Below are 13755 nucleotides of genomic sequence, written 5' to 3'. Positions count from 1 at the left end.
CCTAGCGGATCGGCATGCCCGACAGCGTGCGCGCAATCACCAGCCGCTGAATCTCGCTCGTACCCTCGAAGATCGTGTAGATGGCAGCGTCCCGGTGCATCCGCTCCACCGGGTATTCACGGGTGAAGCCGTTGCCGCCGAGGATCTGGATCGCCTGCGCGGTGACCTTCTTCGCCGTTTCGCTCGCGTACAGCTTGGACATGGAGCCCTCGGCCGACTCGAACGGCTTCCCGGTGGTCGCCATCCAGGACGCCCGCCAGACGAGCAGCCTGGCCGCGTCGATCTGTGTCCGCATGTCCGCGAGCTGGAACGCGACGCCCTGGTTGTCGATGATCGGACGGCCGAACTGGGTCCGGGTCCTCGCGTAGTCCAGCGCCACCTCGTACGCGGCGCGCGCGGTGCCGACCGCCATCGCGCCGACCGCCGGGCGGGACGCCTCGAACGTGGCCATCGCCGCGTTCTTCACGCGCTCGCCACCGGACTGGGCGCGCTCGCGGGCCCGCGCCAGGCGCTGGTCCAGCTTCTCCTTGCCGCCGAGCAGGCAGTGGCCCGGGACACGGACGTCCTCCAGAACGACCTCCGCCGTGTGCGAGGCCCGGATGCCGTGCTTCTTGAACTTCTGGCCCTGCGAGAGCCCGGGGGTGTCCGGCGGCACGATGAAGGAAGCGTGGCCCTTGGAGCCGAGCTCCGAGTCGACCACGGCGACGACGACGTGGACATGGGCGATGCCGCCGTTGGTCGCCCAGGTCTTGGTGCCGTTCAGCACCCACTCGTCCTTGGCCTGGTCGTACACCGCGCGGGTCCGCATCGAGGCGACGTCGGAGCCGGCGTCCGGCTCCGAGGAACAGAAGGCTGCGACCTTCACATCGTTCGCATCGCCGTACATCTGCGGGATCCAGGTGCCGATCTGCTCCTCGGTGCCGTTGGCGAGGACGCCGACGGCCGCCAGGCCCGTACCCACGATCGACAGGGCGATGCCAGCGTCGCCCCAGAACAGTTCCTCCATAGCCATCGGGATGCCGAGCCCCGTCGGGTCGAAGAACTGCTGGGCGTAGAAGTCGAGGGAGTAGATGCCGATCTTGGCCGCCTCCTGAATGACGGGCCAGGGCATTTCCTCACGCTCGTCCCACTCCGAAGCAGCCGGACGGATCACATCCGCGGCGAAGCCGTGAAGCCAGTCACGGACCTGCTTCTGGTCGTCGTTGAGATCGAGCGTGAACTCGGCCATCTTCCCCTCCATGCACTACCGTAAAAATCACCGTTACTTGCGGTAACAGAAGTCTGTTTCCAGCACGTAGTCGATGTCAATCAGTCGGACTCCGATCAGCACCACCCATGGTCAGGGTGTTACGTTGCGCAGGCGTAACGGACTTGCATGGCCAGTTGCACGGCCAGGGTGGGGAGAGGCGACATGGAGACCACAGGACAGGCCGAAAAACAGCGGACGGCGGCCGAGCAGCGCCGCCGGGAGCTGCTGGAGGCCGCCGACCGCGTGGTGCTCAGGGACGGGCCCAAGGCCTCGATGAACGCCATCGCGGCGGAGGCCGGGATCACCAAGCCCATCCTGTACCGGCACTTCGGCGACAAGGGCGGCCTCTACCGCGCGCTCGCCAAGCGCCACACCGACGCTCTGCTGAGCGCCCTGCGGGCGGCACTCGACGCCCCCGCCGAGCGCCGCCAGAGGGTGGAGGCGACGCTCGACACCTATCTCGCGGCAATCGAGGCCCGTCCGCAGGTCTACCGCTTCCTGATGCACCCGTCCGACGATCCCGCCCCCTCTCCCGAGCAGGGCTTCGACGTCGGCCGCCACTCCGCCCCGCTGCTGCGCCGGCTCGGCGAAGAGCTCGCCCTGGTCATCGCCGAGCGGGTTGACCTCGGCGCGGACAGCGAGGAGATGGCCCGCATCTGGGGCCATGGCATCGTCGGCATGATGCATGCGGCGGGCGACTGGTGGCTGGGCGAACGCCCCTGCTCACGCGCCCAGTTGGTGCAGAGCCTGGCCGATCTGCTGTGGGGCAGGCTGGCCGCCGCGGGCGACCTGCCGGGCGGGCCCGGCTTCTGACGGCGGGAGAGCGTGGTCAGTCGCTACGTCCCCAGGGCGCCCGGCGGGCCGCGCGCAGTGCCCTCGCCCGGCGCAGCCCGGTCAGCCGGTCCGTGTAGACGGTGCCTTCGAGGTGGTCGCACTCGTGCTGGAGACAGCGCGCGAACCAGCCCGTGCCGTCGACCCGCACCGGCTCCCCGTCGACGGTCACGCCCTCCACCACCGCATGGTCGAAGCGTGGGGTCCCGGCTTCCAGGCCGGGAAGCGAGAGGCATCCCTCCGGTCCGCGGACCGTGATGCCGTCCGCCTCGACCAGCTTCGGATTGACGAGATGGCCGAGATGACGGACGTCGTCGTCGTCAGGACAGTCGTAGACGAACACCCGCAGCGGTATGCCGATCTGATTGGCGGCGAGACCGACCCCCTGCGCCGCGTACATCGTGGCGAACATGTCCTCGACGAGCCGGACGAGCGACGGACCGAAGTCGGTGACGTCCTCGCAGGCGCCGTGAAGCACAGGGTCACCGAGCAGAGTCATGGCGCGGACGAGTCCGGAACTGCCGGGGATCGGGCGGTTTCGCATGGCCGTCATCGTACGTTCCACGGGACCTGCAGCGTCCTGGTGGTGCCGTGGTGCGGTCGCCGCGCCGGACATCGATAGGCTGGGCGCGGACCGATGCAAGGAGGATCTAGGACGATGGCAGGCAACACGGAGCCGTTGTCGCCGCGGGCCAAGCTGGCGGTGACGGCGGGCAAGGCCGCAGCGGCGGTGTCGCGCGCTGCGGGGCGCGGCAGCGGATCGGTGATCGGCGGCCGGGTGGCGCTCAAGCTCGACCCCGCCCTGCTGGGGCGGCTGGCGCAGCACCTGGACGTGATCCTCGTGTCGGCGACGAACGGCAAGACCACGACGACCCGGCTGATCGCGGAGGCACTGCGGGCCGCCGGCCCGGTCGTGTCGAACGCGCTCGGCGCCAACATGCCCGCGGGTATCACTTCGGCCCTGGCCGGTGGCTCGGACGCGAAGTACGGCGTGATCGAGGTCGACGAGAAGTACCTCGCAGGCGTCGCGCGGGACACCACACCCAAGGTGATCGCGCTGCTCAACCTCTCGCGCGACCAGCTGGACCGCGCCGCGGAGACCCGGATGCTGGCCGAGAAGTGGCGTGAGGGGCTGTCCGGCTCGAAGGCCGTGATCGTCGCCAACGCCGACGACCCGCTGATCGTCTGGGCGGCGTCCTCCTCCCCCAATGTGGTGTGGGTCGCGGCCGGGCAGGCGTGGAAGGACGACGCCTGGTCCTGCCCGTCGTGCGGCGGTGTGATGCAGCGCCCCGGCGACGACTGGTTCTGCGGCGAGTGCGGTTTCCGCCGTCCCGCCCCGAGCTGGGTGCTGCACGGCGACTACGTCCTGGACCCGCACGGCTCGGCGTGGCCGATCCACCTGCAGCTCCCCGGCCGCGCAAACAAGGCGAACGCGACCAGCTCGGCCGCCGTCGCGGCCGTCTTCGGTGTGCCGCCGCAGGTCGCCCTGGAGCGCATGTATCAGGTGCAGGCCGTCGCCGGCCGCTACGATGTGGTCTCCTTCCTCGGCCGAGAGCTCCGGCTCCTGCTGGCGAAGAACCCGGCGGGCTGGCTCGAAACGTTCTCCCTGATCGACCCGCCGCCCACGCCGGTGATCCTGTCCGTCAACGCCCGGGGCGCGGACGGCACGGACACCTCCTGGCTGTGGGACGTCGACTACACCCAGCTCGCGGGCCACCCGATCTTCGTGCTCGGCGACCGCAAGCTGGACCTCGCGGTCCGCCTCGAAGTGGCCGGTCTCGACTTCCGGGTCTGCGAGAACCTCGACGAGGCCGTGCAGCAGGCCCCGCCCGGCCGTATCGAGGTCATCGCCAACTACACCGCCTTCCAGGATCTGCGCCGTCGTGTCGGCAACTGACCCCGGACCCGGCCACCTCCGGAGAGGACGAAGCATGAGCAACAACGGTCTGCGTCTGGTCTGGGTCTACCCCGACCTGCTGAGCACTTACGGCGACCAGGGCAACGCGCTGGTGGTGGAGCGCCGGGCCCGGCAGCGCGGTCTCGACGTGCAGCGCGTCGACGTGCGCAGCGACCAGCCGATCCCGACGTCCGGCGACATCTATCTGATCGGCGGCGGTGAGGACCGGCCCCAGCGCCTCGCCGCGGAGCGGCTGCGCCGTGACGGCGGTCTCAGCCGGGCCGCGTCCAACGGCGCGATCATCTTCTCGGTCTGCGCCGGCTACCAGATCCTCGGCCACGAGTTCATCAACGACCTCGGTGAGCGCGAGCCCGGTCTCGGCCTGCTCGACGTGGTCTCCACGCGTGGCGAGGGTGCCCGGTGCGTCGGCGACGTACTGGCCGACATCGATCCGCAGCTGGGCCTGCCGCAGCTGACCGGTTTCGAGAACCACCAGGGCGTCACCCATCTCGGCCCGACGGCGCGGCCGTTCGCCCGGGTGCAGTTCGGCCGGGGCAACGGCACGGGTGACGGCACCGAGGGGGCGTACAACGACACGGTCTTCGGTACGTACATGCACGGGCCCGTGATGGCCCGTAACCCGATGATCGCGGACCTGCTCCTGAAGCTGGCCCTCGACGTCAACGCCCTGCCGCCGACGGACGACCGCTGGTACGAGGCGCTGCGCGCCGAGCGCATCGCGTCGGCGACCCAGCCCGCGTGACCCGTATGACGTGTAATTCGCTCAACTGAGCGGAGTCCAGCAGGCGGACGCCTGGTTCGGTCCCGCCGCCCTGCGCCGGTAGGGTGGCGGGGATCCAACCGGACGACGTGGTCCGGTCGTCGGCCCACGTTGCAAAGGTTTCCCGGGCAATGCGTATTGGTGTGCTCACCTCCGGCGGCGACTGCCCCGGCCTCAATGCCGTCATCCGTTCCGTCGTGCACCGCGCGGTGGTCGATCACGGCGACGAGGTCATCGGCTTCCACGACGGGTGGAAGGGCCTCCTTGAGTGCGACTACCGCAAGCTCGACCTCGACGCGGTCGGCGGCATTCTCGCCCGTGGCGGTACGATCCTCGGCTCGTCCCGGGTCCAGCCCGCACATCTGCGGGGCGGCGTCGAGCAGGCTAAGGGGCATGTCGCCGATCTCGGTCTCGACGCGATCATCCCGATCGGCGGTGAGGGCACGCTCAAGGCGGCCCATCTGCTCTCCGAGGCGGGGCTGCCGATCGTCGGCGTGCCGAAGACCATCGACAACGACATCGCGTCGACCGATGTGACCTTCGGCTTCGACACCGCGGTCGGCGTGGCCACCGACGCCCTCGACCGGCTGAAGACCACCGCCGAGTCGCACCAGCGGGTGCTGATCGTCGAGGTCATGGGCCGCCACACCGGCTGGATCGCACTCCACTCGGGCATGGCGGCCGGTGCACACGCGATCGTCGTGCCGGAGCGCCCCTTCGACATGGACGAGCTGACCGAGCTGGTCGGCAAGCGTTTCTCGGCGGGCAAGAAGTTCGCGATCGTCGTCGTCGCCGAGGGCGCCAAGCCGCGCGTGGGCTCGATGGAGTTCGAGCAGGGCGCCAAGGACATCTACGGCCACGAGCGGTTCACCGGGATCGCCACGCGGCTCTCCGTCGAACTGGAGCAGCGCCTGGGCAAGGAGGCCCGCCCGGTGATACTCGGCCATGTCCAGCGTGGCGGCACCCCGACCGCGTACGACCGGGTCCTGGCGACCCGCTTCGGCTGGCACGCGGTCGAGGCGGCGCACCGCGGCGAGTTCGGCATGATGACGGCGCTGCGCGGCACGGACATCACCATGGTGCCGCTGGCCCGGGCCGTGGAGAGCCTGAAGACGGTCCCGGCCGAGCGGTACGCCGAGGCCGAGTGCGTGCTCTGAGCAACACCAGCACCTGAGAACTGCCCCCGGCCGCAGCTGCGGCCGGGGGCAGTTCTACTCTGGTCGGGACAACCGGCACGAAACGGGGACGTCCCCAGCGGGAGTGAACAGATGGATCACAGCGGGCACGGCATGACCATGGATCTGCCGCCGTTCACGCTGGGACGTGGGCTCCAGTTCTCCGCGGACCCCGTATTCCTGATCGGCTGCGTCCTCGCGCTCGGCCTGTACGGCTACGCGGTGCTGCGACTGCGCAGACGCGGGGACGGCTGGCCGGTCAACCGGATCGTCTTCTTCACGGTCGGCGTGCTGAGCATCGCCCTGGTGATGTGCACGAAGCTCAACGACTACGGCATGGTCATGTTCAGCGTGCACATGGTGCAGCACATGGTGATCAGCATGCTGTCGCCGATCCTGCTGCTGCTGGGTGCCCCCGTGACTCTGGCTCTGCGCTCACTGCCGGTCGCGGGCCGCGGCCGCACCGGCCCGCGCGAGCTGCTGCTCATGCTGCTGCACAGCCGGTACATGAAGGTCATCACGCATCCGGTCTTCACCATCCCGATGTTCATCGCCAGCCTGTACGCGTTGTACTTCACCCCGCTCTTCGACTTCCTCATGGGCTCGAAGACCGGGCACCTCGCGATGATGGTGCACTTCCTCGCCGTCGGACTGGTCTTCTTCTGGCCGATCATGGGCGTCGACCCGGGACCGCACCGGCCCGGCTATGTGATGCGGATGCTGGAGCTGTTCGCAGGGATGCCGTTCCACGCGTTCTTCGGTATCGCGCTGATGATGGCGACCTCTCCGATGGTGGAGACGTACAAGCATCCACCGGCCTCGCTCGGCATCGACGCCCTCAGCGACCAGAACTGGGCGGGCGGCATCGCCTGGGCGTTCAGTGAGATCCCTTCGGTGCTGGTGCTGATCGCGCTGGTCTTCCAGTGGTACGGATCCGAGCAGCGGACCGCGAAGCGTGCGGACCGCGCCGCCGACCGCGACGGCGACCAGGAGCTGAAGGCGTACAACGCCTATCTCGCCTCGTTGCAGGCGCGCGGACAGTAGCGGTGGAGACACCTTCCGGGTGACCATGGGGTCCACGGCCGCGCGGCCGACGAGGAGGGTGCGCGCATGTCCGGATCCACGAAGACGATGGGGTTGCTCACCGTCGGAGCCCTGGTGGCGGTCACCGGCTACACGGTGGCGCTGGGGAGCAACGGATGGCTCTGGTTCGGCTGGGTGGTGCTCGGGCTGATCACTCTGGGAATGGTCGCCACGCGCGACACCTGAGCGGGACCCTTTGTCCGGTACGACGGGCGGGCGCGGGCGACCCGTCCGGCCGGGAGGCAGCGCCCGATCGGGACCCCGGCCGGCGCCTTCGCCCCGTTCACCGAGGGCGTCGTCGCGTTCGCGCAGCGCACCACACGGGCCGCTTCCTCGAAGCGGGTGTCGGGCAGAGCGAGCCCGATCCGGTACGCGCCCCGGGCGCCGCGAGGCAGTTCCAGCGTGGCACGTACGGTCGACGGCGCCGGTTCCGCGTGGCCGTCGGTGGTCCCGGCGCGTCGCGTGGGCAGTCCAGTCGAGCCAGTCCGCCCCGGTCCCTTCATAGCTGTTACGCCGAGACGTCGCTGGGTCCTTTCGGAAGCTTTCAAGGATTCATCGGCCACTGGATACCGCGTAGTACTGAAGGTCCTGCACGGTGACCGTACGCCGCGCCGGACAGCGGGTCGTGACGGCGGCGGCGGTATCCCCCGCGCGGCGGACCACGGCCTCGGTGCGACCGGGGCTCAGCGGCAGGTCCCGGGCGTACACGCCGACGGGAGCACGGTAGGTGTGGGGCACGGTGCCCACACGCGCGGAGACCGTGGCGGGCGCGGTCAGGAAAGTGAGCACCTCCACCTGGTCGCGCGGGGGCGCGGTGCCCGGACGCGGGCGCATCAGTCGGGGCTGAAGCGAGGCACTGTCGGCATCCGTGAACTGGACGCGCGAGGTGACGTACACGGTGTCGCGGACGATCTGCGGCCAGGCCCCGGTCTTGAAGCGGGTGAGGTAGTACGAGGAGATGTCCAGGTACGTGTGGCCGTTGTGCAGTGAGGGGGCGAACTGGCTGCCTTCCGAGTAGTCGTTCCAGGTGGTGAGCTGCACCCAGTCAGCATCGTCGGAGATGGCGTGGTTCCAGGTCGATCGCAGAGTGGCGGTGTTGCCCGCCTCGTCGTAGATGCCCTGGTTCGGTCGGGCGTCCTGCACGGACACGGCCTGCATCCACTTCTTTCCCAGGGAGTGGGCGAGCTGGATGTCGCCGGGAATGTTGTCCTGGCGGCTGTAGCTGCGGTTGCCCCAGGACGAGAAGGCGTGACTGATCGGCGCGAACCTCTCGGCGTTGGCGCGGAAGTCCAGGAAGACCGGGACGAGCGCGGTGCCGATGCCGTGGTCGCGCAGGCGCGCGACGACTTGACCCCACCAGGCGGGGTCCTGGGCCTCGGCCTTGAACGGGGATACCACGAGGCGTCCGTCGGCCAGCCGGTATGCGGACGGGGACGCGGCAAGCCGGGCCAACTGGTCGGCGAGGGTGTGCGGGTCGGTGTGCAGGGAGGTCATGTCCGGCATCAGCACGATCCGGAAGCCCGGATCGACGCGCTGCGCCGCGCGCAGCAGCATGTCGACGCGCTGCCGGTTGATGCCGGTCAGGGAAAGGATGTCGACAGTGAATCCGTCGAGGCCGGCGTCCCGGGCAGTCCGCACCTCCCGCTCCAGATTGGCGAGTTGCCAGTCGCCGCCGGACCGCTGTACGGGCAGCGGCCGGTCACGCAGCAGTCCGCCGTAGGCCGCGTGCTTGCCCTGCTCGCCCTGCGGCGTGAGGTAGTTGCGGGCGTAGTAGTCGTGCTCGGCGGGCTGGTTGTCGAGGGAGAGCGGATACGGCGGAAAGTAGTGCGCGAAGACCAGATGCGGGCCGTCGCGGAGCACATCGGCGGCCGGCAGGTCGAAAGGAAGCGCCTCGACGCCCGTTCGCTCGGCGCGGGGCGCGGCGTCTTCCCGGTCACGGGCCAGCCCGGTGCCGGCGATCAGTCCGATCAGTAGCAGGCCGAACAGGGCACCGAGTGCGGCGCGCCGCCGGCGGCCTGACGGCCTTCGGTGCTGGTACGTTTGACGAGCGGGATGATCCGTCATGGGTGTCCTCCGCGGACGCCGGTGGGCCGCCGATGGGGACTCTAGTGCACGTGCGGCCCCTTGTCCGGCGAAACGTCACCAGGCGGACATTTCCGGCGGCCACCGCTGTCCCGTCAAGGAGTCGTGGCGCCGAGCCGGTCGGTGTCGTGCGACTGCAGGTAGCCGTCGAGGGCGTCCTCGCGCATGGCCCGCCACAGCTGAGGGCCCGCGACGGAATCCAGGAGGACCACGGACTGACCGGAGATCATGCCGGTTCCCTTGGCGGGAGCGTTCATGAAGACGATGCCCCCGGGTCGGACCTCCTTGTTGTCCCACAGCAGGGCACGCAGGTCGCCGTCGCCGAGCCGATCGTCGACGCTCACGGCAGCGGTGAGGTCGTCCAGCACCTCGGTGGCCTTGACGGGGTTGGAGAAGGTCGAAGGACGCATGACCTTCGCCAACAGCGTCCGCAGGAAGTACTGCTGACGGTGCGTGCGGTCGAAGTCGCCACGGGCGAGGTGATAACGCTCGCGCACGTAGACCAGGGCCTGCGTTCCGTTCATGTGGCGGTCGGCGCCGTCCACGACGAGGTCCACTCCGCCCACGGAGTCGGTGAGTTTCTTGAAACCGTCCCAGTCGATGACGGCGAGATGGTCGACGCGCACCTTGGTCAGCCGCTGCACGGTGTCGATGAGCAGCGGCGGTCCGCCCCAGGAGAAGGCGGCGTTGAGCTTGGCCTTGCCGTGTCCGGGGATGTCCACCCACGCGTCACGGGGCAGCGAGACGACGTACGCGCCGGAGTGGTCGGCCGGGAGGTGGACCAGCATCATCGTGTCACTGCGCTGGGCACCGTACTTCCACTCGGGAGCCTTGGCGTCACGCCCCGTGGTCGGCAGGACGGAGCGGCTGTCGACGCCGACGAGGAGGAAGGTCTGCCCGCCCTCGGAGGGCGCGGGCTGCGCCGCCGCGGGGACCTTCGTCGGGAAGACACCGGAGATTCGGTCGACCTTCCCGGTGTAGTGGTCGACGGCCCACCAGGCGCACACGCCCACCATGAGCAGTCCCACAGCGAGCAGTACGAGCGCCCCGAGGAGCACCCGACGCGTGCGGCTTCTGCCACGCCGGGGCTGCGTCCGCGATATTCCGGCGGCATCAACCCCCTTTTGTGAAACATCGGTTGACGGAACGCAAACGTCGACCGCCGGGGCGGATGCCACCGGACCGACTCCGCCCGCCCCTTCCTCCCGTTCCGCCGCTTCGTCCAGGCCCGTCGCTTCGGCCTCGGCCGTGTTCCTGTCCCCCACCACGCACTCCCGACATGGACGCGGCGCGGACCCTTCCGCGCCAGGCGCACACTGTAGCCAGCACGTTCGACTTTCGTATTACTTTCCGTGCAACCATCGCCACGCTTGATCAACCAGCAGGCGCCGCACGGGACTTCGTACGACTCGGCACTTCTCGGGGGCGTTCACGTAAACGCCCCCATGTGTGCACAAGTCTGCCGTACTGTTCACCACCGTGCCGCATGTTCGACGTATGAGTGTTCGCGACATCCGGCAGCTCGTGCCGCAGAACGTGCCTGGGGGGTACACGTGGGATGTTCAGGCCGCTGAATCCGAATGGTCGACGCCGATGTGCGGTTGATGGAGGACCAGCTAGCTGGCGCCGCTGTGCGCATCGACCGCTGACGCCGGGTGCGTGCAGAAAGGCGACCGTGCGTACCGGAAGCGGACGTCCGGGACGCACGGAATCATCATGAACACACCGGACTTTCCCACCAGATGAGTCAAGTGCGCTCCATCGCGTGTCATGTACTCGTATGGTTCGCAAGCAAACACGTTCATGCAGCCCGTTCGGATCCCGGGGACCCCGGCGGGCTCGTCGAGGCAGAGGGTCCGCCACCGGGCCCGGAAGCCGGGGGGGTACATGCAAAGATCCAGAGGGCTCAGCGCCGCCCTCGTCCTGTTCACCGCGGCGGGTCTGGGCCTGGTGGCCCTGCCGCAGCCGGCCGCCGCGCTGACCCCGCCCATCGCCTTCACCGCCGACGACCTGCCGACCTGGCAGACCAACGGCATCGTGTGGGCGCTGGCGGAGGCGGGCGGCACGGTCTTCGCCGGCGGCACCTTCTCGCAGGTGCGTCCGCCCGAGGGTGGGAGCGGCACCGCGCAGAACGCGGTGAACTTCGTCGCGCTGGACGCGGCGACCGGTAACCCCACGTCCTGCAACCTGTCCTTCACGATCGGAAGCGGCAGCGCGACGGTACGTGCGCTCGCCGTCTCGCCGGACAAGAAGACGCTGTACGCGGGCGGTTACTTCGGCGCGGTCAACGGCACGCCGGTCAGCAGCCTCACCGCGATCGACATCGCCACCTGCACGCCCAGGGCGAACTTCCACCCGAGCGTCTCCGCCACCGTGCGGGCGCTCGCGGTCACCAACGACACCGTGTACCTGGGCGGCGACTTCACCTCGGTCGGCGGCAGCGCGCACGCGCGGTACGCGGCGGTCGACGCCACCAGCGGCGCGGTCAAGCCCTTCCAGGCCGACGTCGACGAGCCCGGCCGGGCCGTCGCGGTCACCCCGGACGGCAACAACGTGATCCTCGGCGGTGACTTCTTCACCGTCAACGGCGCGAACTCGCACGCCCTTGCCGTCGTCGACTCCGGCACGGGCGCCAACGTCCGCACCTACCCGGGGTTCATCGAGAACAACTCGGTGGTCAAGGCGCTCGACACGGACGCCACCGGCTTCTACACCGGCAACGAGGGCACCGGCGGCGGCGTTTTCGACGGCCGCATCGCGCTGGACCTGTCCACGCTGAACCAGCGCTGGCGCGACACCTGCCTGGGCGCCACCCAGGCCGTCAAGTCGTACCAGGACGTGGTGTACAGCGCCTCGCACGCGCACGACTGCTCCAGCGTCGGCGAGTTCCCCGACGGGCGCCGTCACCACCTGCTCGCGGAGCCGACCACCGGCACCAACAAGCTGGGCTGGTTCCCGGACACCAACGACGGTCTGGGCGAGGGCATCGGCCCGCGTGCCATGGCGGTCTCCGAGACCTCCAACAACAAGTACATGTGGGTCGGCGGCGAGTTCACCACCGTCAACGGCTCGGCGGCCCAAGGCCTGACGCACTTCGCGGCGACCCCGGACGTCGGCGCGCCGACGGTGCCCTCGGTCAGCGCGGCATCGGTCAAGCCGACCGAGGCCCACATCCGCTGGCGCGCGAGCCTCGACACGGACGACACCAAGCTGACGTACAAGGTGTACCGCAACGGCGGTTCCACGCCGGTGTACACGGTCGACGGCGAATCCGTGGAGTGGTCGCGCCCGCAGCTGTCGTTCACCGACTCCAACGTCACGGCCGGCTCCACCTACAGCTACCGGGTGACCGCGACCGACGGAGCGGGCAACGCCTCCGCGCTGTCCGCCACGGCTTCGGTGACGGTACCGACCTCCGCCCAGAAGTACCCGGCGAAGGTGCTCGACGACGGCGCGAACCTGTACTGGCGCTACGACGAGTCCGCCACTCCGTTCGTCGGCGACTCCTCGTCCGGCGACCAGAGCGGCATCCACGTCAACGGCCCCTCGCTGCGCCAGACTCCGGCCGCTGTGACCGGTCCGTCCACCGCCATCGGATTCAACGGCACGGACCAGATCGTCTACAGCGACAAGCGCACCACGGTGCCGAGCCAGTACTCGATCGAGACCTGGTTCAAGACGACCACGAACAGTGGCGGCAAGCTCGTCGGGTTCGGCAACAACACCACGCGGGCCAGCGGTAATTACGACAAACACGTCTACATGCGCAACGACGGCCGGCTGGTCTTCGGCGTGTGGACGGGCACGGCCCGCACCATCACCACGCCCAACAGCTACAACAACGGCGCCTGGCACCACGTCGTCGCCACCCAGGGCTCCTCAGGGATGGCGCTGTACCTGGACGGCACCCAGATCGGCACGCTCGCCGAGTCCGACAGCCAGTCCTACAGCGGCTACTGGCACGTCGGCGGCGACAACCTCAACGGCTGGCCGAACCAGCCGTCCAGCAACTACTTCGCCGGGCAGATCGACGAGACCGCGATCTACCCGTCGGCGCTGAGCGCGGCCCAGGCGCAGAGCCACCACACCCTGGCCACGGCCCCGGCCGACAGCGTGCAGACGGTCCGCGCCACGGACGACACGTACGTCAACGCCGGTGCCGCGAGCACCAACTACGGCACCTCCACCTCGCTGGCGGTGCGCGGCAGCGCGGCATACGAGACGTATCTGCGCTTCGACCTGCCTGCGGCCCCGGCCGGGACCGTGCTCAAGAGCGCGCGGCTCGCGGTGAAGACGACCACGCTGAGCAGTGCGGGCAGCACGGACGACTTCGCCGTGCGGCCGGTGACCGGAAGCTGGACGGAGACGGGGACCACTTTCGCCTCCAGGCCCGCCCTGTCCTCGACCTCGGTCGGCACCCTCAGTGGGGCCACCGACCTGTCGACGGTCTACTCGGCGACGCTCGACACCTCGGCGCTCTCCCCCGCTCTGGGGGGCAGCTACGACTTGGCACTCACGAGCACCGGGACGGACGCGCTCTGGCTGTGGTCCAGTGAGGCGTCGGCCGCGGAGAACACCCCGCAGCTGGTGCTGACCTTCGGGGCGCCGTAACCCTCACGGCGTCCCCGTGGGCAGGGTGCCGGGCAGTGCGCCCGGC

Annotated in this window: 11 protein-coding genes; 7 read left to right on the top strand and 4 right to left on the bottom strand. The window is 69.4% G+C overall.

Translation table 11 applies throughout. The annotated features are described in order from the left end of the window. Window position 1: 1 nt before the first annotated feature. Window positions 2-1228, bottom strand: a complete 1227-nt coding sequence (locus AB0N06_RS20315; protein WP_366136067.1) for an acyl-CoA dehydrogenase family protein — start codon at window positions 1226-1228, stop codon at window positions 2-4. A 183-nt stretch (window positions 1229-1411) separates the two neighbouring features. Between AB0N06_RS20315 and AB0N06_RS20310 the strand changes: the two genes are divergently transcribed. Further along, window positions 1412-2062: a TetR family transcriptional regulator gene (locus AB0N06_RS20310; protein WP_366136065.1), complete on the top strand. Its 651-nt coding sequence runs from the start codon at window positions 1412-1414 to the stop codon at window positions 2060-2062. A gap of 16 nt (window positions 2063-2078) precedes the next feature. On the opposite strand, the gene def is transcribed toward AB0N06_RS20310, so the two are convergent. Beyond that, window positions 2079-2624 (bottom strand): peptide deformylase, encoded by a 546-nt coding sequence (def, locus tag AB0N06_RS20305; protein WP_366136064.1) that lies wholly within the window; start codon window positions 2622-2624, stop codon window positions 2079-2081. A 114-nt stretch (window positions 2625-2738) separates the two neighbouring features. Between def and AB0N06_RS20300 the strand changes: the two genes are divergently transcribed. The 5 genes from AB0N06_RS20300 (at window position 2739) to AB0N06_RS20280 (ending at window position 7202) form a co-directional block, all read left to right on the top strand. Then, on the top strand, window positions 2739-3977 hold the full coding sequence (locus tag AB0N06_RS20300) for a MurT ligase domain-containing protein (protein ID WP_366136062.1): 1239 nt from the start codon (window positions 2739-2741) through the stop codon (window positions 3975-3977). A gap of 34 nt (window positions 3978-4011) precedes the next feature. Further along, the gene (locus tag AB0N06_RS20295) at window positions 4012-4740 is read left to right on the top strand and encodes a glutamine amidotransferase (protein ID WP_359111411.1); all 729 of its coding nucleotides are present in this window, start codon (window positions 4012-4014) and stop codon (window positions 4738-4740) included. A gap of 149 nt (window positions 4741-4889) precedes the next feature. Continuing rightward, window positions 4890-5915 carry a 6-phosphofructokinase gene (locus AB0N06_RS20290; protein WP_366136060.1) on the top strand — a complete coding sequence of 342 codons (1026 nt, stop codon included), beginning with the start codon at window positions 4890-4892 and terminating at the stop codon, window positions 5913-5915. Between the two features lie 111 nt (window positions 5916-6026). Continuing rightward, complete coding sequence (locus AB0N06_RS20285; RefSeq protein WP_358856115.1) at window positions 6027-6977, top strand: cytochrome c oxidase assembly protein; 951 nt, start codon at window positions 6027-6029, stop codon at window positions 6975-6977. 66 nt (window positions 6978-7043) lie between these two features. Beyond that, window positions 7044-7202 (top strand): hypothetical protein, encoded by a 159-nt coding sequence (locus AB0N06_RS20280; RefSeq protein ID WP_366136059.1) that lies wholly within the window; start codon window positions 7044-7046, stop codon window positions 7200-7202. 366 nt (window positions 7203-7568) lie between these two features. On the opposite strand, the gene AB0N06_RS20275 is transcribed toward AB0N06_RS20280, so the two are convergent. Both AB0N06_RS20275 and AB0N06_RS20270 read right to left on the bottom strand, forming a co-directional pair. Continuing rightward, window positions 7569-9080: a glycoside hydrolase family 71 protein gene (locus AB0N06_RS20275; protein ID WP_366136058.1), complete on the bottom strand. Its 1512-nt coding sequence runs from the start codon at window positions 9078-9080 to the stop codon at window positions 7569-7571. Window positions 9081-9193: 113 nt separating this feature from the next. Continuing rightward, window positions 9194-10156, bottom strand: coding sequence for an LCP family protein (locus tag AB0N06_RS20270; protein WP_366136057.1), 963 nt, complete (start codon window positions 10154-10156; stop codon window positions 9194-9196). An 829-nt stretch (window positions 10157-10985) separates the two neighbouring features. Here AB0N06_RS20270 and AB0N06_RS20265 point away from each other — a divergent pair. After that, a complete protein-coding gene (locus AB0N06_RS20265; protein ID WP_366136056.1) occupies window positions 10986-13709 on the top strand; it encodes a LamG-like jellyroll fold domain-containing protein in 2724 nt (907 codons plus the stop codon). Window positions 13710-13755: the final 46 nt, after the last annotated feature.

This window comes from Streptomyces sp. NPDC051020 (assembly GCF_040683105.1).
GTDB lineage: Bacteria > Actinomycetota > Actinomycetes > Streptomycetales > Streptomycetaceae > Streptomyces.
This window is presented reverse-complemented; position numbering and strand designations above follow the sequence as displayed.

Bases quoted from the DNA above. Each gene is read 5' to 3' on its own strand.
- AB0N06_RS20290 (WP_366136060.1), top strand. From the start codon at position 4,890: ATGCGTATTGGTGTGCTCACCTCCGGCGGCGACTGCCCCGGCCTCAAT.
- AB0N06_RS20300 (WP_366136062.1), top strand. From the start codon at position 2,739: ATGGCAGGCAACACGGAGCCGTTGTCGCCGCGGGCCAAGCTGGCGGTG.
- AB0N06_RS20265 (WP_366136056.1), top strand. From the start codon at position 10,986: ATGCAAAGATCCAGAGGGCTCAGCGCCGCCCTCGTCCTGTTCACCGCG.
- AB0N06_RS20285 (WP_358856115.1), top strand. From the start codon at position 6,027: ATGGATCACAGCGGGCACGGCATGACCATGGATCTGCCGCCGTTCACG.
- AB0N06_RS20295 (WP_359111411.1), top strand. From the start codon at position 4,012: ATGAGCAACAACGGTCTGCGTCTGGTCTGGGTCTACCCCGACCTGCTG.
- AB0N06_RS20280 (WP_366136059.1), top strand. From the start codon at position 7,044: ATGTCCGGATCCACGAAGACGATGGGGTTGCTCACCGTCGGAGCCCTG.
- AB0N06_RS20315 (WP_366136067.1), bottom strand. From the start codon at position 1,228: ATGGCCGAGTTCACGCTCGATCTCAACGACGACCAGAAGCAGGTCCGT.
- AB0N06_RS20310 (WP_366136065.1), top strand. From the start codon at position 1,412: ATGGAGACCACAGGACAGGCCGAAAAACAGCGGACGGCGGCCGAGCAG.
- def (WP_366136064.1), bottom strand. From the start codon at position 2,624: ATGCGAAACCGCCCGATCCCCGGCAGTTCCGGACTCGTCCGCGCCATG.
- AB0N06_RS20275 (WP_366136058.1), bottom strand. From the start codon at position 9,080: ATGACGGATCATCCCGCTCGTCAAACGTACCAGCACCGAAGGCCGTCA.